Origin of the sequence: Streptomyces sp. PA03-5A, assembly GCF_033792725.1 — a bacterium.
Taxonomy (GTDB): Bacteria; Actinomycetota; Actinomycetes; order Streptomycetales; family Streptomycetaceae; genus Actinacidiphila.
In genome coordinates, this window is sequence record NZ_JARAVL010000014.1 from 151,145 (window position 1) to 173,654 (window position 22,510).

Here is a 22,510-nt window from a genome sequence, read left to right on the forward strand (position 1 = left end):
CTTGCCAACACTGGTGACGTACAGGCGACGGGGGGCACAGTCATGGGGACGCGCACAGAACCGGCGCAGGCACCGCTACCGGAGCGGCGACCGGAGCTGGACGCGATCCGGCTGCTGGTCGTGATCGGGCTGGTCTTCTTCCACTCGGCGCTCGTATTCGCTGCCGACGACGACTTCTACGTCAAGAACGCCGAGACCACCGAAGCCGTCATGATCATCGCCGGGTTCGGGGTCGTCTGGGCCATGCCACTGCTGTTCCTCATCTCCGGCCTGGGTGCCTGGCACTCGCTTCAGCGCCGCGGCGCGGGAGGCTTCGCCGGCGAGCGGCTGCTGCGGCTCGGCGTTCCGCTGGTCTTCGCGACCCTCGTGCTGAACCCGCTGCCGCAGTGGCTGCGGCTGCGCTCGGCCGACGCCGACTACCACGAGTCGTACCTCGGCTTCCTGCCCCGCTTCTTCGACGTGCACCTGGAGCCGGAGGAGTTCCCCTTCCTCGTCCAGGGCGAGCACTTCGAGACCGGCCATCTTTGGTTCGTCGTGCTCCTCCTGGCGTTCTCCCTCATGCTGCTGCCGTTCCACCGGTGGTTACCGCGCGAGCGCGTCCGCCGCATCGGCGACCGGGTGGCGGAGGCGACCCTGCGCCGGCGGGGCGTCGTGTTCCTGCCGGCCCTCGCCTTCGCGGCGATCTGTGCCTTCGCACGGCTGGAGGAGGACTTCGCGGGTTGGCACCGCTGGTCGTACCTGCTGTTCTTCGTCGCCGGCTTCGCGCTCGCCACCGACGACCGCTTCCGCACCGTGATGCGGCGCGACGCCGGGACGGCAGCCTGGCTCGGCGCCCTGCTGTTCGCGGCAGCCGGCCACGGCTTTGCCCTGACCGAGGAGCCCTTCACGGAGATGACCGCCCTGGCCACCGTCTCACGGGCGCTGTTCGGTGCGGCCGGATGGTGCCTGGTGGTGGCCATCCCGGGCCTCCTCGACCGTCGGCGGCCGGAGCAACCGCGTGCGGCGCCGAACCCGACCCCGACGACGCGTCGGCGCCTCTACGGCTATCTCGCCGCAGCCGTGCTGCCGCTGTACGTCCTGCACCAGCCGATCGTGGTCGCCGTCGCATACTTCGTGGTTGGCTGGTCTGCGCCGATCCTGGTTGAGTACGCCGTGCTCGTGGTGATCGCCCTCATCCTCACCCTCACCGCGTACGAGCTGCTGGTCCGCCGCACACGGGCGACGCGCTTCCTGTTCGGGATACGACCCTAGGAGCGCAGCGAATGGCACGTCTGCGCAGGTAAGCGGGGTGCTTGCGGGAGGCGTACACTTTGGCGGCGCGCACCCGCCGCGGCCGGGTGGCAGCTCCTTCTGCAGGTCCCCCCCCTCTTCCGCGCTCCGTCGGCGTGCCGGTGGGTCGCAAACGCTGGGGCGACACTCATGGCGAGGACACCGTGCCCCGGGTCGACTTCATCCACAACGTTTGCGGCGAAGTCTTCGGCGCAGAGGTCGTGTGCCAGGCATGCGGCAAGCCGATCCGGTCGGGGAGTTCTCGGTCCACCACGCACCCGAGGGGTGCTGACGACTCGGGATGGACGCAAACCCTTCACCGACCGATCAGTGTCTGCCCGGCGTGCCCGGCCAGGCGGCCACCCCGGTCGTGCACTCGAAGGATGGGTGTGAACCTGGAATCGGGTACGGCTGCCGCGCAGTGGCACGGGCGGCGGATGGTGATCCACGGAGGTGCAGCACCATGTCGGACGAGACATCAGTGGACAGGACCGAAGAGCAGCCCCGCTCGGAGCTGTGGAAGTCGCAGCTGAAGACGCTGCAAGACGTCAAGCCGCCTTTCGTCCCCGAGGGCGCCACGTCGATGACCATCATCGTCTGGCGGGAACCCGGTGATCCCGGCGCGCCTCCGCACCGGCACTCGGGACCGGCCTTCGGCTACGTCACCGAGGGCGCGGTGCGTTTTGAGCTCGAGGGCGAGCCGGAGCGCGTGATCAAGGCCGGTGAGACGTTCTGGGAGCCGGGCGGGGACGTGATCCACTACCAGGATGGCAACGCCCTGGATGACCAGCGAACCGAATTCGTCGTGACCATGCTCTGCGCACCGGGCCAGCCGATGCTCACCGTGGTCGAAGAGGATGAGCTGGCCCAGCGCGCCCATCTGCGTGCTCCCCGCCCCACCGGTAGCGCTGCCTGAACATCCGGCAGGTGGGGCCGGCACCGCGGGGACCGGCTTGCCGCCCGGCGAGCCCGGCGCTCAGCCACGGGTCACACGGGGGCTCCTTACCCCTGCCCATCACCGCTAGTCGGCATTTCTGCAGGTCAGAGCAGTATCGGTACTGAGCCTTCGCCCTCTTTGTATTGGCCTTTCAACAGGGCGGCCAGTTCGATGACCACGAAGAGCTTTGACCGCCTGGCACTCGGTAACCAGCCGAGAGGCTCGACATACCCGACGCGGCCATCGCCCTGCTGGACGGGCAGGGGGTCGTCGCCGCATGGACACAGGCCGCCGAACGCCTGGTCGGGTACGCAGCCTCGGACGTAGTGGGCCGGTCGGCCGCTCTGGTGCTACCGCTCTTCGGCGAGGGGCAGACCACGCCGGACTTCGTCAAGCACTGACGGGCCCAGAACGGCTGGTCGGGCACCACAGCCGTACGCCATCGAGACGGACGGGTGATCGAGGCGTGCCTGCGGATCACGATGGCGCGCGGGCGGGCCGGAGCGGCGCAGTGGCTCGTCTCGCTGACCGAGACCGGCACGTGGACCGGGAAAGCCATGAGTGGTCTGCTGCGGGGATCGCTCCTGGCTCGCACGCCCATCGGGGCGCCTCCCGCCGCGCACGGCAGTTGGTGGGCAGTCAGCTGGCCCGCGTGGGGCCTCGACGAGCTCGCGGACTCCACGAAGCTGCGGTCACCCACCGCCCGGACACCGCCACCCGTCACAGCGACGACCGTTGCCGTACTCAGTCGGCACTCTCCCCCAGGATTGGGCAGCAGGGACCGCCAGGCTCAGACCACGATCTTGCGCGGGTTGAAGTTGCCACCCGGGTCCACGGCGTCGAAGAGGCCCGACATGACCGCGACGCCCTGGGCCGAGATGTCCTCCTCCAGCCACGGCGCGTGCTCCAGGCCCACCCCGTGGTGGTGCGAGATCGTGCCGCCCGCGTCGACGAACGCCTGCTGGATCGCGCGCTTGACCGTGTCGTACTCGCCGAGCGGGTCGTCACCGAACACGAAGGCGAAGGTGAAGTACAGGCAGGCGCCTGAGTGGTACGAGTGCGACATGTGGCACATCGTCCAGCCCTTGCGGCCGATCTTCTCGTAGGCGCTGTCGGCCGCCTCGTAGACCGCCGCATGGATGCCACGGAGCTTCGACCACGGCCCGGCGGTCTCGCTCACATCGCCTGCGGCACCGTGGTCGAGCAGGAAGTCGCGGATGTAGGGCGTGTCGAACTTCTTCTGGTCGTAGAGTGCACCGGGTCCCTTGCCGACGCCGATGCCGTGGTGCTTGCGCACGATCCGGTCGACGATCGACTTCTGACGCTTCGCGTGCGCCGTGCCCCCTTCGAAGCCGATGAACGAGAGGCAGATCTCGTCGAGGTCCCAGCCACGCCGCTTGAGGTACGCCATGAGGCCGGCCTGCGCCGTCCTGGCGACACCCTTCGACTCCTTGGTCGTCGCGAGAGAGAAGCCCGTCTCGTGCGCGTCCGAGATACGGGTGACCGAGGGCGAGGCGTCGCTCCCGGCGATCTCCTGCATCGCGGCGAGGCCGTGGTCGAAGTTCTTGAAGAAGTAGGCGTAGATGCCACGCCTCTCGGGGAGCCGGTGCACCTGCACCGTGACCTCGGTGATGACGCCGAGCCGCCCCTCCGAGCCCACCACCATCTCCCGCACGCTCGGCCCGGTCGACGCACTCGGAACGGCACGGATCACGAGGACCCCGCCGGCCCGCACGACACGCAGTCCCTTGACGATGTCCGCGATGTCGCCGTACTTGTCCGACTGCATGCCCGACGAGCGCGTGGCGACCCACCCGCCGAGCGAGGAGTGGGTGAACGAGTCGGGGAAGTGCCCCATCGTCCAGCCACGCCGGTTGAGTTGCGCCTCGAGGTCAGGACCCAGCGCGCCGGCCTGGATGCGTGCCAGGCCGGAGTCGGTGTCGATCTCCAGCACGCGGCCCAGGCGACCGAGGTCGAGCGAGACGACCACCCGCGACTCGTCCGCGTGCGGCTCGAGGCTGCCCGCGATGTTGCTGCCGCCCCCGAAGGGGATGATCACGGCGTCCGCCTCGACGGCCGCGTCGACGACGCTCTGCACCTCCGCCTCGTCGGCCGGGTAGACGACCACGTCGGGAGTGCGCGCGATCTCGCCGGCTCGGAGTCGGACCAGGTCACGCAGGCTCTTGCCGTACGTGTGGACGACCCGGGACAGGTCGTCGACGACGGCGTTCCCGGGCCCGACGATGCCGCTCAGAACCCTGCCGAACTCCTCCGGCACCGTCGAGGCCGGCACCTTCAACTGTGAGAAGTCGGGCTGTCCGGTGCGCTCGCCCGCCCGGAGGTCGAGACCGACCGCCTTGTGCGCGAACGGGGCGAAACCAGGCTTGTCCTCGTGGTGGAAGCCGACGCCTTCCACGCCCCAGCCCCACCACTTCATGTGTTTCACCTCACCGGTGCGCATTGCGTCGGTGCGGGAGGTGGGTTCGGTCACGGACGGTCTCCTTCAGATAGGACGACGTGAGGTGGCGTGGGCGCCGAGGATCCGGTCGGAGTTCTCCTCGGCCAGGCTGACGATCGCGGAGCGGATGCGTTCGCTGAACTCGTCCACCGACTCTCCGGGAAGGGCAGTGAGCGGTTCGCCGAAGACCACCCCGACCGGCAGGCGGCCCGGTTTGGGCCAATTCGACCCGCGAGGATGCGCCGCGTACGCCCCGATGACCGCGACGGGGAGCACCGGCACCTCGGCCGACGAGGCGAGCGCCGCCGCCCCGGGCTTGAACGCCCCGAGCGATCCGTCGCGCGAGCGGGTGCCCTCGGGGAAGATCAGGAGCGGCACTCCCCGGTTCAGCAGCGCCCTGGCGCTCACTCTGCGCGCGCTCGCTCCGGTGCGGTCGACCGGGAAGGCGTTGAAGAAGAGGGCCGTGAGGCCGCGCCGCCGCCACACGTCGAAGAAGTAGTCGGCGGCGGCTCCCACCGCGAGGTAACGCGCCAAGCGGCGGGGCAGCGCACCCATGATGAGCGGCGTGTCGAGGTGGGACGTGTGGTTGGCGACGACCACATAGGCGTCCTCGACCTTTTCCAGGCACTCGCGCCCGAGTACCGTGACGCTGGTCACACTCCACACGACGGGCTTCAACAGCCCCCGCTGCGCGACGAATCGCGCCGCAGCGTGAGAGCGTGAGGTGAAACGGTCGCGCATCGTCGCGGGCATCCGCTTCCTTCCCGTGCGGGCTCGCCCGCACCATTTCTTTCAGTGCGTGCGAGAGTCGTTGCGGCTGGACGAGATCCGTCGCGAGATCCACCGCACCGTGTGGCGCGGAAGATGACGTGTGAACCAGATGAGCAGCCGGTACCGGAGGCTCGGCATGGAGATCACCCGTCCGCGCCGCACGTCGCGAAGGCTCGTCTCCACGAGTCGATCGGCGTCGAGCCAGAGGAAGTTCGGAATGCTCGACGACCGGATTCCGGCCCGGGCGTGGAATTCCGTGCGGACCCAACCGGGACACAGAGCCGTCACGGTGACGCCCGTTCCGTGCAGTTCGTTCGCCAGTCCCTCGGTGAGCGAGGTCACGAAGGCCTTGACGGCCGAATAGCTCCCCATCGTGACGAAGCCGGCCGTGCTCGACACGTTGACGATCGCACCCTGTCCGCGTCCGCGCATGGCCCGCCCGGCGGCACCGGCGAGCACCAGCACCGCGCGTCCCATGACCTCGATCGCCCGGTCGTGGGAAGCGGTGTCGGCCGAGGTGATCGATGCGTGCACGCCGAAACCGGCGTTGTTCACGAGCATGTCCACCGGACGGGCGGGGTCCTCCAGTCGCGCGACGACACCTTCGACGTCGGCGCGATCGGACAGGTCGGCGGGCAGCACCTCGACGGCACGGCCCCGGGAACCGAGCTCGACCGCCATGCGGCCAAGCCGCTCCCTGTCGCGCGCCACCAGGACGAGGTCCCAGCCGCGATCCGCCAGGGCGCGCGCGAACGCTGCTCCGATACCCGACGTCGCACCGGTGACAAGTGCGACTCCCGTACGGCTCAGCATAGTTTCATATGCCATCTGCTCGGCATCCGGACTCCCCGCTCGTAGCGTTCACATGGGGTGGCGAGCGGGTCCATGCCATCGGGCGCGGCAGCAGCCGATGGCTGACTCCTCGCGCCTGACGCACCCTTCGTTTCCCGGCTCATCACGTACGACCGGGCACGCATCAACCCTGTGACACGAACTTCCGCACGTGCTCATGCGGACGAGACGCAGAGTGAAAGGCCTCGACACCGGCAGAACGCCATCCGTCACGATCGAGCGGGTTTGCCCTCATTCATCCTCTGGCTCGCACCGTCCCCCACGAAGCGGAACCCGGCCGGCTGTCACACATGCGCGGGTTTCCCGGTCGGACGTCATAGCCCCCGACAGCCTTTCGCGCCTTCCGGGGCCGCTCCAGAGTTGCCCCTCCTCCGGCCCCAGAAAGCCCGCGCATGAACTCAAACGACGAGGCGACGACCGCGCCACCCGGGACAGCGGGCTTCGACGTGCGTGAATTCGCCCGCACGGCACACGGCAGCCACCGCGGAAGGCTCGACCTCGGGTCGCTCGCCGAAGAGCCGCTCGACGCCGAATCCGTCCGGCTCGTTCGCGCGCTGCGCGACATGGAACGCGCAACGCTGCACCGCGTACGCGACCTCCTCGTGACGGCGACGCACAAGGACGCCCGGGTCACCGCGTTCCTCACCACGTGGATGTTCGAGCGATTCTGGATCGCCGACGCCCTCGACGCCGTCCTGGATGCCTCCCCGGCCGCCCGCGGCCTGCCTTCGACCGCCGGGCCGGCACGGTGGGTACTGGCGGAACGGCGCGAGCGCCGTGGCCCGATCCGTCGCTCCCTCATCGCCAACATCACCGGTACGCAGATCGTCGCCGAACACGTGACGACGAGCCTCGTGGACGAATGGATCACGCAGGGGGCCTACCGGCGTCTGGCCGACGTGTCCCCCGCCATGGCGTCGATCACCGACCCCATCGTGGAGATCAAGCAGCGTCACATCCACTTCCTCGCCGAGGAGGCGGAGCTGCGGCTCCGGCGCTCGGTCCGCGCCCAGCGCATCACCCGGCGCGCCCTCCGGCACTCCGCCTGGCCCCTCGGCTCGGTCGATCGCTCCCGGCACGAGCGCACCTTCTTCGAACGCCATGTCTTCGGCGACCAGAGCGGAAGGGCCGAGGCGGGCCGGATCCGCGCGATGGTCGCCGCGCTCCCCGGCATCGGTCCCGGTGTCGCATCCACCGTGGAATCGAGGCTCCTTCCGTGACGCCGCACACCGCGAAGACCGAACTCGGCAACGCGCACGTCCTGCTCACCGGCGCGACCGGCTTCGTCGGGCAAGCCGTCCTCGAGCGGCTGCTCACCGATCACCCCGCCACCCACATCTCGCTCCTCGTGCGCGGGAAGGGCACACAGACCGGGCAGGACCGGCTCCGGCGGCTGCTGCGCAAACCCGTGTTCGGGCGCTGGCGGGACGCCGTGGGGGCCGAAGAGGCCGAGCGCGTCGTCCGTGAGCGGATCACCGTGCTCGACGGCAGCATGACCAGCATTCCCGAGCTGCCTTCCGACCTCGACGTCGTGATCCACTCGGCGTCGACCGTCTCGTTCGACCCGCCCATCCACGAGGCGTTCGACACGAACGTCCACGGTGCCGTGAGCCTCTACCAGGCCCTTCTCGCCTCCGGATCGGACCCGCACGTCGTCCACGTGTCGACCTGCTACGTCGGGGGACTCCGCCGCGGTGTGGTGCCCGAGGCCAGGCTCGAGCACGACGTCGACTGGCGCGCCGAATGGCGCTCCGCGACACAGGCCCACGAGCGCGCCGAGCTCACCTCGCGGGAACCGGCGCGGCTCGAGCGGTTCATGTCCCGCGCCCGCGGCGACCACGGCAAGGAGGGCCCGATCGCGGCGGCCCGCGCGAGCGAGGACGCACGGCGCGAGTGGGTGCGTTCCCACCTCGTCGACGCCGGCCGGCGGCGCGCCCAGAGCCTGGGGTGGACCGACGTCTACACACTGACGAAGGCACTCGCGGAACGTGCCGCGGAAGACCTGTGGGGCGAGGCCGGACACCGGCTTTCGGTGGTCCGGCCCGCGATCATCGAGAGCGCCCTGGAGCATCCGTTCCCCGGCTGGATCGACGGCTTCAAGGTCGCCGATCCGCTGATCTTCGCCTACGGCCGCGGCCAGCTGCCGGACTTCCCGGGGCTGCCCGACTCGATCCTCGACGTCATCCCCGTCGACTTCGTCGTCAACGCCATCCTCGCCGCGGCGGCCAACCCGACCCCCGTCGACCAGCCGACGTACTTCCACATCGCCTCGGGCGCATCGAATCCGCTGCCCTTCCACCGCATGTACGAGAACGTACGCGACTACTACATGCAGCACCCGCTGCCCAAGGACGACGGTTTCGTCAAGGTGCCGACCTGGAAGTTCGCGGGCGAGCGCAGGTTCAACCGACGTCTTCTGCTGGCGAAGAAGAAGGCCGACCTCTGGGACGCCGCTCTGCGGCTGATGCCGAACGACGAGCGCAAGCGCGCCCTGGCGGCCGAGAACGCCAAGCTGCGCGCCGGCATCGCCACCTTGAGCAACTTCACCGACCTCTACCGCGCCTACGTGCAGACCGAGATCATCTTCGACGACCGCAACGCCCGCGCGCTGAACAACGCCCTTCCGGGCGAGGTGCGCGAGGACCGTGGCTTCGATGTGGAGCGGATCGACTGGGAGGAGTACCTGCAGAAGGTGCACCTCCCCTCCCTGAGCGAGCTGACAGCGGCCCACCGCCGCCGGAAGGCCGCGGGCGCCCGGCCGGCGAACGCCCGCCCGAAACCCGCGCTGCCGGAGCGTACCGACGTGCTCGCCGTCTTCGACCTCGAACGGACCGTCGTCGACTCCAACATCGTCGAGCAGTACCTCTGGGTGCGTACCTCGGGCTTGCGCAAGGCGGCCTGGCCGAAGGAGGCCGCGGACCTGCTCGCCTCGCTGCCCGGCTACCTCCGCGCCGAGAAGCGCGACCGCGGCGAGTTCATCCGGGCGTTCCTGCGCCGCTACCGCGGCCTGCCCGTCGCCCGTCTCGAGGAGGTCGTGCGGCGCGGGTACGCCGACACGATGCTGCGGCACACGAGTGCGGACGCCCTGGCGCGCATCCGCGAGCACCGTGCGGCGGGTCACCGCACCGTCCTGGTCACCGGCTCCATCGGCCTCCTCGCCGCTCCGCTCGCCGGCCTGTTCGACGAGGTCGTCGGCAGCTCCATGCACGCGAAGGACGGTGTGCTCACCGGCTACCTCGCGAAGCCGCCGCTCGTCGACGAGGCGAGGGCCGCGTGGCTCCTGCGGTACGCCGAGGAAGGCGGCTACGACCTCGCGGCGTCCTACGGCTACGGCGACAGCCACTGCGACCTGGCGTGGCTGTCCTTGCTGGGCAAGCCTTCGGCGATCAACCCCGACGCCGAACTGACGCGCGAGTCGCACAAGAGGAACTGGGACATCCACCGCTGGAAGAGGGGCGGTTCGGGTGCGCGCAGCGAGGTCATCGCTGCACGGGTGACGGATACGGCGCGGACCGAAGAGGAGAGTGCCTGATGGCTTTCGACATAGACAAGTACGCCAAGAACTCCACCGGGGTGCAGTGGTCCGACCTCGACTTCGACGAGTTCGAGCGCAACCCGCTGCCCGAGGGGACGCTGCGGACGTTGCGCTACATGTGCGACATCGAGTACCACACGGTCTGCTACATGCGTGATCTGCTGACGACCCCGTCCCACAACGAGCCCGCGGTGGGCACTTTCATGACGATGTGGAACCGCGAGGAGTTCTGGCACGGCGAAGCGCTCGCGGCCGTGCTCGAGCGCCACGGCGTCCGCGTCGACTTCGACGAGCTCAAGGCGACCCGTCTGAAGCTCGGCTGGAAGGACCGCTTGGGGACGGTGAAGCAGACGGCGATGAGCCGCCTCATCGGACATGACTTCGTCGCGGTGCACATGGCGTGGGGTGCGGCGAACGAGTGGTCGGCGCACGCTGCCTACCACCGGCTCGCGGCGCTGGAGAGCCACCCGGTTCTGGTGCCACTGCTGAAGCGGATCGCGCAGCAGGAGACGAAGCACGTCGCGTTCTACGCGTCGCAGGCCCGTGACCGGCTCGCGGCGAGCAAGAAGGCCCGCGTGGTCGCCCGGTTCGCGCTCGAGAAGGCCTGGGGCCCGGTCGGCTCCGGCGTCATGCCCGAGAGCGATGTCACGCACGTCATGACCCACCTCTTCGCAGGCGCCGAGGGCCGCAGGCTCGTCCGCGACGTCGACTCGCACATCGCGAAGCTGCCGGGCTTGGAAGGGCTGCGCATCGTCGAGGACTCCATGGACAAGCGCGGCATCGCCGCCTGAGTCGGCGGACGCCACGCCCCAGGCGAAGAGCAGGGCCGAATGCAGTGGCCTCGGGGTGGCCGGGTGGGTATCTTCCAGCAAGTGATCACTGTGTCGAACGATGAACTGATCGCTGCCGCGGAGGCCGTGCTCCATCCGCACAGGGTGGGTGACCGGCTGTTCGGCGACGTGGGTTCCACGCTGGTCACCGATGCCGGCAACCTGTATTCAGGCGTGTGCATCGACACCGGGTCGGGGACCGGGTTCTGCGCGGAGCACTCGGCCATCGCCGCCATGGTGACCGCTCGGGAGTACCGGATCGCGAAGGTGGTCGCCGTGTGGCGGAATGACGAGGGCGTCTTGCACGTCCTCCCGCCATGCGGCCGGTGCCGGGAGTTCATGCGCCAGATCGACCCGGCGAACCTGGATGCCGACGTAGTCCTGGGACGCCACAAGACGGCGAGGCTGCGCGAACTCCTGCCCGCCCATCAGTGGCCTGACCCGTTGGACTGATCTGTGACGGTGTCAATCCAGGCCTGCTGATACCCGGCCTGGAACCATGCGCTGCGTCAAGACGGCCCGTCCGGTTTCTGACCTGCGGCCGGTCGCGCCATGGACTGCGCAATCTGTACGGGGTTGCCGTCGGGGTCAGCCGTCCAGGCGATCAGCAGCCGATCCAGCCAGGCATGCGGGGGCGCCAGGGCGGGTGCTCCGTCCGCGACAAGAGCGTCGTAGGCCGCGGTCGTATCGTCCGTCCAGAGGACGACGGCCGCGCGCTGGCCGTGGACAAGCGGGTCAAGGCCGTGGTCATCGCGGGTGGAGGCAGCGGAGGCGATGCCGATCTTGTATCCGTCCAGGCTGAGATCGACGTGAATCGGCTCGCCCTCCATGGGCACACGGAACGTCTCGGTGAATCCCAGCCGGACGTAGAAGGCAACGGCCCGCGGGAGATCATCACTGAACAGAATCACTTGAGGCGTCCGGAAGGCCGACATGGGGCCACCGTACCGGCGGCGCCCCGCGGACGCACCAAGGGACGTCGGCGATGTCAGGATGCTCCGTGCGGTTCCATGGGCTCGGCCCGGCATCGGCCCAGCCCATGGAACCCGACCGGGGCGCGTCCCGCCCCCGGTCCACGGACGTTCTACGGCGTGATGCGCAGGGCGTCCACCATCCCCACCGAGGTGCTGCGGTTGACGATGCGGATGGTGTGCGTACCCCGGGTCAGGCCGCTGCGTTGCCAGACGGTCTGCTGCGCCTGCCGCGCGCCGGAGACCCGCAGGTCCACCGTCGCCTGGAAGGCGCCGTCGAGATTGACGTCGACCGGTCCCATGTCGCCGTTGCGTTCGGAGAGGTAGGCGACTCCCGTCCCGGTGAAGGTGTACTGGGCCACGGCGTTCACCGTCGTGCTGTGGTGGGTGTCGTCGTTGTAGTCGCCGTAGCCTCGCCCGCTGGTCGCGTACCAGCGGCAGACCACCGGGCTCCGAGCAGCGGGCAGGCCCGGGGACAGGTCAGCGGAGGCGGCGGATACGTATGGGGCCGCGGGCCTTGTCCGGCTCGACGGGACGGCCGGCCTGGGTAATCTCGACCTCGCCGGCTGCGGCCAGCCGCCGGGCCGCTCGCCGGGCCGGTTCCATGAGCGCGCGCCAGCCGTCGTCATCCCCTTCGTAAACCGCCCGCGCGGCGTCAGAAGGGCAGATCGTCGCGGTCGGCGCACGACGGTCCAGCAACTCCAGGATGGCCCACTCCAGGCGCTGGTCCGTCTGCCGTTCCCTGTGCGGCACTCAATCAGTGTCGCAAAGACGACGAGCGGTCGCTCCAGCGGCCGTCGCCCCGACGCGCATCGCCGACCGGATCCGCTCAGCTCTGCGGCTTCCTTGATCACGTCGGTGAACCTGGTCACCTGCCCGGACAGGTGGAGACGCAGGCTTACCTTGCCGGCGGCCCGCCGAAGCGCGGATGTCCTCCGCCGCGCCGTCGCGGGCGGGAACGACCGGGCCGTCGGGGTGACGCCGTCCGGCGCCTTCTGCCACGCCACCGTCTCGCGCACCTCGAGCCAGCGCTGCAGGTGGTCCGGCGCGGGCCCGGCGGGGTCCACGCCGTCGTTCGGCCGCAGGGACAGCGCAATCCGTTCCGCGATGTCCTCGACGAGCACCATGTCAGGGCCGGTCCAGCTCTTGAACCGACCGCCGATGGCCTGGTCGACCAGCTCCTGCGCGGCATCGGTTGCGACTCCCCAGCGGCTGAGGAACCAGATGAGCACTTGCTCACAGTGCCCGTGCCAACCGCTGCCGCACCCGGTGCGGTCGGTCACCTGGAGGATCAGGTTGCGCGCGGCGCGCTCCCACAGGATCCGCTGGTCCTCGACGGCGGCCAGGTCCAACGGGTACGCCTCGAACCACCCGGCGAGGCTCTCCAGCCATCCGCGCCACTCGCACAGCGCCGCGACAACACGGGCGAGCGTCTCGTCCGGAGTGGTGATCGAGTGACGGGGGCAGCACCAGTTCCCGACCGGCCCGCCGTCGAAGTCGCCCTCGTCGTGCGCCCAGCGCCAGCCCACGGCCCAGCGGCCATAGCGCTCCACGAGGACATGCGACATGGCGTCGGCCCAGAGTTTGCCCTCGCCGCGGCTCCAGGCACTCACTGCCGGGTTGGCCGAAGCAACGTCAGGGCGGCGGGGCACACGCCCGGCCGGCCCGAGCGAAGGCACCACCTGCGCTGCCGACGCGCTGTCGAAGGGATGACGGGTGGGGTCCGCCTCGTCCCAGCTCAGAAAGCCAGGGGCCAGCACGGGAATCACCGCGCAAGCCTGCACGTCTACTGGCGCCCGTTCAAGGGGATTACCGCACGGCGCTGCCCATCGGCGCCCCTTTCCCCGACGCACTGGCTTGGCAGGGACGCAGATGCCCACCAGCCTGCCACTGCCGGCCTCCAGGAGGGGGAAGGCCGGATGAGCCGGGACGGCAGCCGGTACCCGGACGTTCAGGGCGGGCCGGACACCACGGAGCGGCGCGATCGGCGTCGGCAGACCCACTTCTCGGTGAATCCGCGCGGGCCCGCGGCCGGGGCGGTGAGATGAGACGCGGAGCGTCACACCCGGGTTCGGGTGACCTCGACCACGACGACCGTCGGCCGGTCGGGGATCACCGCACCCTCAGTCGGGTCGTGCGCGGTGTAGACGCCGTCCTGGGACTCGCCGTACTGCAGAACGTCGGTCTGCACATCGAGCACCGCGTTGTATCCCCACGGTCCGGTCAGCCGGACGACGGCACGGATCCTGGCCGGTGCGGAGCGTGTGTTGACAACCCTCACGCCGACCCGGAAGGCGTCGCCTGTCTCCTTCAGCACGGGCTCACGCACCATGACCCCGTCCTTGAAAGCGGCGGTCCCCGCGTCGCCTGTTCCGCCGCCCCGCGGCTCGGCTTCGGACCGCGACGGGCTCGGGTGAGCCGTCACCACGACGAGCGGGGCCGGTGACGTCGTGCGAGCCGCGGACGGCTTGCCCTCCGACGGGCCGCATCCGGCCGCGAGAGCGGTCGCGGCCACGACCGCCAGCGCCCGGCCGATGCAACGGCCGGCAGGGCGCAACACTGCAGCGTCGAAGTCCAATGTGGTCCCCTCGGTCACGGAAGCCGCCTTCGGCCTCTGGTCACCGGCCCGGTATGCGCGCTGAAGCCGCCCCAGCCGGGGCCATGACGGGGGTGTTGCCCTCAGGTGACGGGAGGCCTGCCCCCTTGATCATGCAGAAAGGGAGATTACGGGAACGCGCGTTCGCATCGGAAGGGTGTAACCGCATCCACCCGGGCATCGGCCGGTTCTCGCTGATCGGTGACCGAAAGGCGGCACACGTGCCTCCGTCACCTCAGCACCTGGCCGCACAGCCCACCGGGACGAAAACCCCCAGTGCGTGACTCGCCATGTTCACTCAACCCGCTGTCAGCCGACGCTCGCCATTGGGTGCGACATTGGCCCGTGTGACCGGCCCCGACCTGGCTACCCGCACCTGCCACGAGAGCCGGTACGATCGGGCACCGGCGAAACTCGGGGGAGGCCGCGTGTCGGGACAAGTCGCTGCACGCCGCAACACGTTGCTGGTGGCCGCCGCGACCGGTGTGGTCGCCGGACTGGGCCTCACCGGCGACATCATCTTCGACGTGTTCAAAGGCCATACCGCGTGGGCTGTCTGCGGCGGCGCGGCTGTGATCGCGGCCGGCCTGGGCGCGTACGGGACACTCAGAGCCCAGCATGCCGAGGAACCGGTGCCTGCCCCGGAGTCGGCGCCCCAGGCGCTGCCTCCCCGTGAACTTCCCACCCGGGAAACGCTGGCGGGCGACACCACTGCCCTGGACGGATTACTCGCCCACCTGCGAGACGTGCCCGCACCCGGCAACCGCACGCTCCCCTCAAGCGGCCTCCAGAGCCAGTCGAAGCTCATCGTCGTCCATGGTCAGCCCGGCGTGGGCAAGACGACCCTGGCGCTCAATGCCGCGCACGAGGTGAAGGACGCCTACCCGGACGGCCAGATCTACCTCGACCTCCACGGTGACAGGGCGACTCCGAGGAGCACCGCGGACGCCCTCGCCCACATGCTCCGCAGCCTGCACGTGGCGCGGGAGGACATGCCGGACTCCGCCGACGAGCGAGCGGCGATGTTCCGGACGCTCACCGCCGACCAGAGGCTGCTCGTCCTCCTGGACAACGCGCACGGTACGGATCAGATCGAGCCTCTGCTGCCCACGGGCGCCGGGTGCTCGGTCCTGATCACCTCCAGGCGGGTGCTCTCCCTCAACAGCACCACCCAGCGGGAGCCCGTCGCGGTGCATCTGCCGGACGACCAGAACGCACTTGCCGTGCTCTCCCACTACGCGGGGCAGGAACGCATCGCCGCCGAGCTGGCGGCGGCGATGGACATCGTCCGCTTCTGCGGCAACCTCCCTCTGGCCCTGCGGCTGGTCGGCTGCAAGCTGAAGCAGCGTTCCGGCTCCAGTCTCGCCCGCATGCGCATGCTCCTGGAGGACGAGAGGAGCCGCCTGGACCACCTGAAGTTCGAGAACCGCAGCCTGACCGCTTGCCTCATCTTCAGCTTCCAGGGCCTCACGCCGACCACTCGTGCCTCCTTCGCCATGCTCGCCTCCCTGCCTGCAGGTCGCTTGACGGACTGGCACTTCGCCCGGATCGAGGCGACCCGCGGGGCCGGCGTCACGGCGGGCGACGAACTGGTCGAGGTCGCGATGATGGAGACACGGGACGGGGAAGGCGGCGGCTCCGAAAGCAGCTACCGCATCCACGACCTGATCCGTGTCTTCGCTGCACGCCAGTACGAGGAACTGCCGCCGGAGGAACGGAACGCTTCGGAGGAACGCCTGGTCCGGGCCTACCGGGACGCCGTTGTCCACTGGGCGGCTCAGCGCGCCCCGGAATTGCGTTCCGAGATCGACCCCGATCGCGTGACGGACCTCCGTGACTCTCCGACGACGGCCGCCGAGTGGGTCGCCGGAGAGCAGGACCGTCTGTTCTGGGCGATCGAGCGTGCGCGGAACCTCGGGCTGAACACGGTGGCGGCGGAGATCGGGGAGGGGCTGTCCTACTTCCTCGACGACATCACTTTGGCCCCGAACTCCGCCGACTGGCTCTTCAATGCTCCTGGAGAAACCCGGTCGCGGGTGCTGGCCGGTCTCCGCAGGGCACGCGCCAGGGCCGCCCTGGCCGAGGGCAACCCGGACAGGGTGCTTTCGCTCCTGGGCCCGAACGGCGACGATGCAGCGGGGAGCTCGGCGGACGGGGTCTCAGAAGCGCGGGACGCGATGCTCGTTGCCCGGGCGCACTCCATGAAGGACGACTACCGCATCGCCCTCGACGGCATGACGATCGCGGTGGACCGGCTCCGCACGGCCGGCGACTCCTGGCACACCCTCGGTTCCCTCGAGTTGCTGGGCGAGCTCCAGCGCTGGCGTGGCAAACCGGAGCTGGCCGAGCAGAGCCAGCGGGAGGCTTTGCGCATCGCCGAAGAGGCGGGCGACCTAAGGGCTCAGGCACGTCTGCGGCGCACCTTGGCCGAGACACTGGGCTATCTGCGCCGCCCGGCGGAGGCCGCCCCGCTGCTCGATTCCGCCAGGGACGACTTCAGGCTCCTCGGTGACCGCCGCTGGGAGGGAGCCACCGAGTACGCCCTCGGCAAGATCTACCGGCTCCTCGGAGAGCGCCAGAAGGCGAGCGACTGCTACAGCAGGGCGGAGGGCATCTTCGGCCCGATGGGCGAGCGGCTGTGGGTGGGCCGGGTGAACAACGCCCGTATCCGCGTCCTCGCCGGCATGGGACAGCCCGATGAGGCCGCCGCCACCGCCCGCGAGGCGATCGCGTTGTTCGAGCAGCTCGGCAATGAGATGTGGGTGGCGCACACCCAGCGGGACGTCGGCTGGCTGCACCTGCGTGCCGGACGTCCCCAGGACGCCGAGGCGCCGCTCACTCACGCCGTGGACGCCTGCGCTGCAGCCGGCGATGCCTACGCGGGTGCCATGGCACGTCACTTACGGGGGGTGGCCTACCGTGAACTCGGCCGATACCCGGAAGCCCATGGCGACTTCGACGCCGCGCTGGAGGTCTACAGGTCCGGTTCGTACGAGTGGAACGAGGCCGCTGTCGCCCACGACGTGATCCGCACCCTTCGAGCCGAAGGCCGCACTCAGGAAGCCGACATGATGGAGCGGAACTCGTCAGCCGCCAACCCGGTCTTCGACCGGATGCACGGCCGGGACGGGGCGGTCGCGGTGCCGGACGAGGACTGAACCAGCCAGAGATGGACGTGCAGGGCACGCGACGCTCCGCTGCGCGTTAAGTATCAGCCGGCCTTGGGAGGTCGACGTCAGCGAGATCATCGTCCGGCCGACTGCCAGCGCTGCCTGAACAGCGCCGCTGGGCGGCCTGCCGCACAAGCAGTGGGTAGTTCGCTGGGCTCACGCCCCAGAGGTCGCGTGGTTCACATCCCGTCCCCGCTGCCAACGTCCGTCCCCTGCCTGACTTCTTGTCGGGCAGGGGCCGGAGCAGTTTGTACGGCCCGCCGGCCCCTCGACCGGCCGGCGAACAACAGCAACGCGAGCGCCGTCCTGATCTCCACGGCGCTGCCTGACCGGCCGCATCTGCTGCTGCCGGTCCTCGCCTACGGCCTCTTGCAGAAGGCCGCCGCCAACCAGGTCATGCGCAAGGCCGGACAGCGGTAGAGGCCCTGGCCGTCGCTGAACGTGGTGGTCTTGACGGTGTTCTGCCTGCGTTTGCCGGAGACGGAGGCCCGGAGTCCATGACGGGCCTGCGGGCAGGTCACGGCCCGACCGGACGCTTGCGGCGCCCGCCACGGCCGTACGGCTACTCGGCCTGGATCGCGTCAGCGGGAACCTCGAAGACGAGCTCGCGCCCGTCGCGCTCGTTCCCCCGCTCGCCGACGCACGTGAAACCGAAGCCCGCGATGGTTGCCAGGGAGGCGTGGTTGTCGGATCTGACAGTGGCCCGCACGGTCCTGACACCGGGTTCGGCGGCGGCCCGGACGAGCAGCGCTGCCAGCATGGCGCGGGCATAGCCCTGGCGGCGGTACCCGGGCACGACGGTGTAGCCGACCTCGACCGTCCCGGCCTCGTCCGGCGGCCCGTGGAACCCGGCGTCGCCGACGACGGCCCCGTCCGGCTCGGACACCGCGGCCCGTACGATCCAGGGCGCGGCAGACGGGTCCGCGGCAAGCTGGCCGGCGCGATAGCCGAAGATCCCGCGGGCCCGGTCGGAGACGAAGTACTCGTCGAGGGCGACCCCGGCTTCGGCGCTGCCGCCTGCGAGGTCACCCTCGGACAGCGCCCGTAGCGCCTTTGCGCTGAGCTCGACGAAGCGGACGCGTTTGGGGGCGGAGTGAGGTTCACTGGTCATCGCGGAGATGCTCGCCCAGCGCCGTAAGGCTGTCCACCGCTTTACGGCTTCAGCAGTCACGTTGACCGTCCGCGACACCGCTCGACCGCGCACAAGCCGCCAGGCCGGCACACCCGAAGCCCCATTTCCCCCGCAGTCGTTGGGCCTGCCGCTCGTCCCCCAGGCTCTTGGGCTCACCTCGTTCGAGCCGCAGGGTCGGCTCACCGGGAGCAGGTGATCTCTAAGGCCGGCCTAAGGTTCCCTGAGAGTTTCCTTGAGTTCCTGATGGTCTTCTCGGCCGTGGGCGCCGGCAGCCGCCGGACCGCCCTGGGAGTTCGAAGGAGACCAGGTATGAGCAGTAGGGCGCGTTGGATCACCGTGGCGGGTGCGGCCGCCGCGGTGGCCTGCCTGACGGCGTCCGCGGTTGCGGCTCCGTCGCCCGGCCCGGCCAAGTCCGAGGCGGTCGTGGCCGCGACGGCGAAGGGCAAGCCGGACAAGGGCGGGAAGCCGGGGAAGCCGACGGAGGACCGGGCACGGACCGCGGAGGCCCTGGCGAAGGGCGTCGCCGCTCGGCTGGGGGTGAGCCTGGCGTCCGCGCAGGAGGCGGTCAAGGAACTGTTCGCGCTGTCCGACCGATCCGGCGGCGTCGACCCGGACGGCGCGCAGTTCGCGGCGATCGCGAAGAAGCTCGGGGTCAGTCCTGACCGCCTGGAGAGGGCCCTTGGTGAGACCAAGCGGGCCCTCGGCAAGCAGGTCGTGAACGACAAGCACGCGGGCAGAGGCAAGCCGGGCGACGGCAAGGTCGTCATCAAGCACCGGGGACCGGACGACGACGCCGATGTGAAGCTCTTCGCGAAGGGCGTCGCTGACCGGCTGGGGGTCGGCACCGTCGCGGCGGAGCGAGCGGTCGGGGAGCTGTTCGCGCTGGCCGACCGGCCGGGCGGCCTCGACCCGCACGGCCCGCAGTTCGCGGCGATCGCGAAGAAGCTCGGAGTCAGCGCCGACCGGTTCGAGGAGGCTCTGTCGGGCACCAAGCAGGACCTGGCGGCCGGTGAGCAGTCCAAGAAGGGCTGAGCGGGCTAGGCCGGGCGGCCGGTCCGGGGCAGTCCGGGCCGGCCGTCCTTATCCGTTGTTGACCTACCGGACAGGACGATGCGGTCATGCGTGTGCTGGTGGTGGACGATGACGACGCGGTGCGCCTCGCGCTGGCCCGGGCTCTGGCCCGGGACGGCCACGAGGTCGCCGAGGCGGCCGACGGAGTGGCGGCTTTGGAGGCGCTCGGCGGTAGCCGGCCTGATGCCGTCGTCCTCGATGTGCTGATGCCGGAGCCCAATGGCCTGGAGGTGTGCCGCCGGATCCGGGCCCGGGGCGATCGCGTGCCGATCCTGATGCTGACCGCGCGGGACCTGGTGGAGGACCGGGTGGCCGGGCTGGACGCGGGCGCCGACGACTATCTGGTCAAGCCGTTCGCCCTGGACGAGCTCAGGGCCCGGATCCGGGCCCTGCTGCGGCGCAGCGGTGCCGCACAGGAGGAGGTGATCCGCTTCGCCGATCTGGAGCTGGATGCCGCTGCCTGCCGGGCACGCCGCGGTGGGCGGACGCTGGAACTCACCCGTACCGAGTACGCCCTGCTGGAGCTGTTCTTGCGTAACCCGCGACGAGTGCTGAGCCGTTCGCTGATCTTCGAGGCGGTGTGGGGGTACGACTTCGGCCCCTCGTCCAATGCGCTGTGGGTCTACATCAGTTATCTGCGCGGCAAGTTGGAGGCCGGTGGTGAGCCGCGGCTGCTGCAGACCGTGCGGGGACTGGGTTATGTGCTGCGGGAGGAGCCGTGACCCTGCGCAACCGGGTCGCGCTGGCCGGTGGTGCCGTGGTCTGCGCGGCCCTGGTGCTGGCCTCGCTGATCATCTATCCCTCGCTGAGCGCCGGACTGCACCGGCAGAGTGACGACGTGCTGGTGTCCGCCGCCGACCGGGACGCCTCGCAGTTGCTGAAGGAATTCAAGTTCAAGGTCCAGCAGATGGAACGGGAAGGCACACGTCTGACGGTGCCGACCTCACCGGTCACCGTCGGCTCCACGCAGTTGCAGTTCATGGTCCCACCGGTCGCCCCCGGCCCGGGTGGCGGCTTCATTCCCGTCACCAAGCACGACGTCCAGGTCGCCCTGGGCAAGGCGCCGGCGTACTTCCAGGACGCGGAGTTCGAGGGGGTGAGCTACCGGGTGTACACCGCGCCGCTCACCGACTGGGACGGCGCGCTGGTCCGGGCCGCCATCCGTCAGTCGGTCGTCGGCTCCACCCTGGACCGGCTCACCGCCCTGCTCGCCGTGATCACTGCGGGCGGGACCCTACTGGCCGCCTTCGGCGCCCGGCTGCTGGCCGGCCGGGTACTGCGCCCGGTACGGCGGCTCACCGAGACGGTCGAGCACGTCACGGCAACGCAGGATCTGACGGCGCGCATCGACGTGCGGGGCCGCGACGAGATTGCCCGGCTCGCACGCTCCTTCACCGCGATGATGGCGGCAGTGGAGGAATCGGTGAGGGCCCAGCGACGGCTCGTCGCCGACGCGTCGCACGAACTGCGCACTCCTCTCACGAGCATCACCACCAATCTGGAACTGCTCAGCGAGAGCCCCGGCCTGGCCGACCCGCAGGCCCCCGCCCTGGTCGAACAGGCCCGCACGCAGGCCCAGGAACTCCGGGACCTGCTCAACGACCTGGTGGAGCTCGCCCGTTACGGGCAGCAGGACGCCCACACCGAGGACACCCGCCTCGATCTCCTCACCGAGCGGGTCGTGGCCCGTACGGCCCGGCGCAGCCCCCGGGCGTCGCTGCGCACGGAGCTGACCGAGTGTCTGGTGCATGCCGACCCCGAAGCGTTGGAACGCGCCGTCGGCAACCTCGTCGACAACGCCGTCAAGTGGAGCCCGGACGGCGGCGACGTGCTGATTGAGGTGTCCCGCGACGGCACCGTCACGGTCACCGACCAGGGCCCCGGCATCCCGGCGGACGACCTGCCCTTCGTGTTCGACCGGTTCTACCGCTCGCCAACCGCCCGCTCCCTCCCCGGGTCCGGACTCGGGCTCGCCATCGTCAAGCAGGTCGCCGAGACCCACGGCGGCACCATCACGGCCGAGCCGCTGGACCACGGCCTCCGCATGCGGCTGTCCCTCCCGCACCTGGCCTGATCGACCGGGTGGGCCTGCAGTTCGACGGCGTGACGCCCATCAGAGGCTCGGGAGTGCGAGTGTCACCCGTGAGCGCGGTAAATGGAGATGCCGTCCCCTGACCTGCACAGGCAGGATCGCTCCATGTCGACCGATATCAGCGGAATGATCGAATGCCGGCCTGGGGCCCGTCTGTGGGGCCCCGACGACGAAGACTCCGTGTGGGAGGTCGCCATCGATCTCTTCCTCCTCAACAGGGGCAACGCCTACGACGGGCTGGCTTGCCTCTTTGGAGTCCGAAACTCCTTCGGCTTCCGTCCCCTGGCGGAAGGCCGCGGCTTTCCGGATGACGCCTCGGATGGGCTGCGAGGTGGGTTCGCAGGCTACGGCGGGCCCCGCGATGTGCACGGGACCACGTGGCTGACCTGGGCCGAGCTGAGCACCGTGGACTGGCAGGAGACCGACACCTCAGGGACCCGAACGCGCGCCTCAGCCGCAGGGAACGACACCGACTGGGGCCGGGTCTGGAGCGTCATGCGCATCCTCAGCGAGGTCCACGGAGCCGAGAACGTACGGCTTGTCGTCTGGTTCCACTGACCCACAGCTGAGCACCTGGTAGGCACTGCCCGGCAGGTCGAACGCTCAGCTCGATGCACCCTCTGGAGAGAGGTGGCCTCGGTAGTACGGCGGGAGCGGTCAGGTTGTCCTTCGCGGTATTCGATCCATGGGGACGATGCGCCAAAAGAGTTTGTCATGAGGTCGTATGTCGACGACGATCACCTCGTGACGACCGGAAAGGGCCATGCCGTCTAGGCGCCCCGCTCCGCTCTCCACCGCTCGCGCGCCGCCGACCGCTGCTCACCGC

Annotated in this window: 20 protein-coding genes and 1 pseudogene; 13 read left to right on the forward strand and 8 right to left on the reverse strand. The window is 69.9% G+C overall.

What is annotated here, in order from left to right; genetic code table 11:
* Nucleotides 1–42 precede the first annotated feature (42 nt).
* The 3 genes from PV410_RS19370 to PV410_RS19380 all read left to right on the forward strand — a co-directional run bounded on the left by PV410_RS19370 (nucleotide 43) and on the right by PV410_RS19380 (nucleotide 2,607).
* Nucleotides 43–1,251 carry an acyltransferase family protein gene (locus PV410_RS19370; protein ID WP_500326107.1) on the forward strand — a complete coding sequence of 403 codons (1,209 nt, stop codon included), beginning with the start codon at nucleotides 43–45 and terminating at the stop codon, nucleotides 1,249–1,251.
* Between the two features lie 481 nt (nucleotides 1,252–1,732).
* On the forward strand, nucleotides 1,733–2,185 hold the full coding sequence (locus PV410_RS19375) for a cupin domain-containing protein (RefSeq protein ID WP_500326108.1): 453 nt from the start codon (nucleotides 1,733–1,735) through the stop codon (nucleotides 2,183–2,185).
* A 272-nt stretch (nucleotides 2,186–2,457) separates the two neighbouring features.
* Nucleotides 2,458–2,607 carry a hypothetical protein gene (locus PV410_RS19380; protein WP_500326221.1) on the forward strand — a complete coding sequence of 50 codons (150 nt, stop codon included), beginning with the start codon at nucleotides 2,458–2,460 and terminating at the stop codon, nucleotides 2,605–2,607.
* A 389-nt stretch (nucleotides 2,608–2,996) separates the two neighbouring features.
* Here PV410_RS19380 and PV410_RS19385 read toward each other — a convergent pair whose 3' ends face one another.
* The 3 genes from PV410_RS19385 to PV410_RS19395 all read right to left on the reverse strand — a co-directional run bounded on the left by PV410_RS19385 (nucleotide 2,997) and on the right by PV410_RS19395 (nucleotide 6,248).
* The gene (locus tag PV410_RS19385) at nucleotides 2,997–4,697 is read right to left on the reverse strand and encodes an FAD-binding oxidoreductase (protein WP_500326110.1); all 1,701 of its coding nucleotides are present in this window, start codon (nucleotides 4,695–4,697) and stop codon (nucleotides 2,997–2,999) included.
* A 12-nt stretch (nucleotides 4,698–4,709) separates the two neighbouring features.
* Entirely contained in the window at nucleotides 4,710–5,321 is a 612-nt protein-coding gene (locus tag PV410_RS19390; RefSeq protein ID WP_500326112.1) for a lysophospholipid acyltransferase family protein, read from the reverse strand.
* Nucleotides 5,322–5,456: 135 nt separating this feature from the next.
* Nucleotides 5,457–6,248 carry an SDR family NAD(P)-dependent oxidoreductase gene (locus PV410_RS19395; protein WP_500326114.1) on the reverse strand — a complete coding sequence of 264 codons (792 nt, stop codon included), beginning with the start codon at nucleotides 6,246–6,248 and terminating at the stop codon, nucleotides 5,457–5,459.
* A gap of 431 nt (nucleotides 6,249–6,679) precedes the next feature.
* Here PV410_RS19395 and PV410_RS19400 point away from each other — a divergent pair, with 431 nt between their 5' ends.
* The 4 genes from PV410_RS19400 to PV410_RS19415 all read left to right on the forward strand — a co-directional run bounded on the left by PV410_RS19400 (nucleotide 6,680) and on the right by PV410_RS19415 (nucleotide 11,105).
* Entirely contained in the window at nucleotides 6,680–7,507 is an 828-nt protein-coding gene (locus PV410_RS19400) for a hypothetical protein (RefSeq protein ID WP_500326116.1), read from the forward strand.
* Entirely contained in the window at nucleotides 7,504–9,819 is a 2,316-nt protein-coding gene (locus PV410_RS19405) for an SDR family oxidoreductase (RefSeq protein ID WP_500326117.1), read from the forward strand. Before PV410_RS19400 ends, PV410_RS19405 begins: the two co-directional genes overlap by 4 nt.
* Nucleotides 9,819–10,613 (forward strand): ferritin family protein, encoded by a 795-nt coding sequence (locus tag PV410_RS19410; RefSeq protein ID WP_500326119.1) that lies wholly within the window; start codon nucleotides 9,819–9,821, stop codon nucleotides 10,611–10,613. Before PV410_RS19405 ends, PV410_RS19410 begins: the two co-directional genes overlap by 1 nt.
* A 63-nt stretch (nucleotides 10,614–10,676) precedes the next feature.
* Nucleotides 10,677–11,105, forward strand: coding sequence for a cytidine deaminase family protein (locus PV410_RS19415; RefSeq protein WP_500326121.1), 429 nt, complete (start codon nucleotides 10,677–10,679; stop codon nucleotides 11,103–11,105).
* 56 nt (nucleotides 11,106–11,161) lie between these two features.
* On the opposite strand, the gene PV410_RS19420 is transcribed toward PV410_RS19415, so the two are convergent.
* The 4 genes from PV410_RS19420 to PV410_RS19435 all read right to left on the reverse strand — a co-directional run bounded on the left by PV410_RS19420 (nucleotide 11,162) and on the right by PV410_RS19435 (nucleotide 13,955).
* Nucleotides 11,162–11,587, reverse strand: a complete 426-nt coding sequence (locus tag PV410_RS19420; protein WP_500326123.1) for a VOC family protein — start codon at nucleotides 11,585–11,587, stop codon at nucleotides 11,162–11,164.
* 149 nt (nucleotides 11,588–11,736) lie between these two features.
* Nucleotides 11,737–12,069, reverse strand: coding sequence for a hypothetical protein (locus tag PV410_RS19425; protein ID WP_500326124.1), 333 nt, complete (start codon nucleotides 12,067–12,069; stop codon nucleotides 11,737–11,739).
* 34 nt (nucleotides 12,070–12,103) lie between these two features.
* The gene (locus PV410_RS19430; protein ID WP_500326126.1) at nucleotides 12,104–12,376 is read right to left on the reverse strand and encodes a DUF3253 domain-containing protein; all 273 of its coding nucleotides are present in this window, start codon (nucleotides 12,374–12,376) and stop codon (nucleotides 12,104–12,106) included.
* 1,306 nt (nucleotides 12,377–13,682) lie between these two features.
* The gene (locus PV410_RS19435; protein WP_500326128.1) at nucleotides 13,683–13,955 is read right to left on the reverse strand and encodes a hypothetical protein; all 273 of its coding nucleotides are present in this window, start codon (nucleotides 13,953–13,955) and stop codon (nucleotides 13,683–13,685) included.
* Between the two features lie 692 nt (nucleotides 13,956–14,647).
* Here PV410_RS19435 and PV410_RS19440 point away from each other — a divergent pair.
* Both PV410_RS19440 and PV410_RS19445 read left to right on the forward strand, forming a co-directional pair.
* Entirely contained in the window at nucleotides 14,648–17,377 is a 2,730-nt protein-coding gene (locus PV410_RS19440) for a tetratricopeptide repeat protein (RefSeq protein ID WP_500326129.1), read from the forward strand.
* A gap of 294 nt (nucleotides 17,378–17,671) precedes the next feature.
* Nucleotides 17,672–17,809, forward strand: a pseudogene (locus PV410_RS19445) (bile acid:sodium symporter family protein); the annotation flags it as partial.
* 142 nt (nucleotides 17,810–17,951) lie between these two features.
* On the opposite strand, the gene PV410_RS19450 reads toward PV410_RS19445, so the two are convergent.
* Complete coding sequence (locus PV410_RS19450; RefSeq protein WP_500326130.1) at nucleotides 17,952–18,500, reverse strand: GNAT family N-acetyltransferase; 549 nt, start codon at nucleotides 18,498–18,500, stop codon at nucleotides 17,952–17,954.
* A gap of 330 nt (nucleotides 18,501–18,830) precedes the next feature.
* Between PV410_RS19450 and PV410_RS19455 the strand changes: the two genes are divergently transcribed.
* From PV410_RS19455 to PV410_RS19470, 4 genes are all read left to right on the forward strand, one after another.
* Nucleotides 18,831–19,553 carry a hypothetical protein gene (locus PV410_RS19455; RefSeq protein ID WP_500326132.1) on the forward strand — a complete coding sequence of 241 codons (723 nt, stop codon included), beginning with the start codon at nucleotides 18,831–18,833 and terminating at the stop codon, nucleotides 19,551–19,553.
* Between the two features lie 86 nt (nucleotides 19,554–19,639).
* Nucleotides 19,640–20,314 (forward strand): response regulator transcription factor, encoded by a 675-nt coding sequence (locus PV410_RS19460; RefSeq protein WP_500326134.1) that lies wholly within the window; start codon nucleotides 19,640–19,642, stop codon nucleotides 20,312–20,314.
* Entirely contained in the window at nucleotides 20,311–21,666 is a 1,356-nt protein-coding gene (locus tag PV410_RS19465; protein ID WP_500326136.1) for a HAMP domain-containing sensor histidine kinase, read from the forward strand. Before PV410_RS19460 ends, PV410_RS19465 begins: the two co-directional genes overlap by 4 nt.
* Before the next feature lie 123 nt (nucleotides 21,667–21,789).
* A complete protein-coding gene (locus PV410_RS19470; RefSeq protein ID WP_500326138.1) occupies nucleotides 21,790–22,242 on the forward strand; it encodes a hypothetical protein in 453 nt (150 codons plus the stop codon).
* The last annotated feature ends 268 nt before the right edge of the window (nucleotides 22,243–22,510 follow it).

Coding starts and splice junctions, on each gene's coding strand:
- PV410_RS19450 (WP_500326130.1), bottom strand. CDS start 18,500: ATGACCAGTGAACCTCACTCCGCCCCCAAACGCGTCCGCTTCGTCGAG.
- PV410_RS19470 (WP_500326138.1), top strand. CDS start 21,790: ATGTCGACCGATATCAGCGGAATGATCGAATGCCGGCCTGGGGCCCGT.
- PV410_RS19460 (WP_500326134.1), top strand. CDS start 19,640: ATGCGTGTGCTGGTGGTGGACGATGACGACGCGGTGCGCCTCGCGCTG.
- PV410_RS19400 (WP_500326116.1), top strand. CDS start 6,680: ATGAACTCAAACGACGAGGCGACGACCGCGCCACCCGGGACAGCGGGC.
- PV410_RS19410 (WP_500326119.1), top strand. CDS start 9,819: ATGGCTTTCGACATAGACAAGTACGCCAAGAACTCCACCGGGGTGCAG.
- PV410_RS19420 (WP_500326123.1), bottom strand. CDS start 11,587: ATGTCGGCCTTCCGGACGCCTCAAGTGATTCTGTTCAGTGATGATCTC.
- PV410_RS19375 (WP_500326108.1), top strand. CDS start 1,733: ATGTCGGACGAGACATCAGTGGACAGGACCGAAGAGCAGCCCCGCTCG.
- PV410_RS19395 (WP_500326114.1), bottom strand. CDS start 6,248: ATGCTGAGCCGTACGGGAGTCGCACTTGTCACCGGTGCGACGTCGGGT.
- PV410_RS19370 (WP_500326107.1), top strand. CDS start 43: ATGGGGACGCGCACAGAACCGGCGCAGGCACCGCTACCGGAGCGGCGA.
- PV410_RS19435 (WP_500326128.1), bottom strand. CDS start 13,955: ATGGTGCGTGAGCCCGTGCTGAAGGAGACAGGCGACGCCTTCCGGGTC.
- PV410_RS19455 (WP_500326132.1), top strand. CDS start 18,831: ATGAGCAGTAGGGCGCGTTGGATCACCGTGGCGGGTGCGGCCGCCGCG.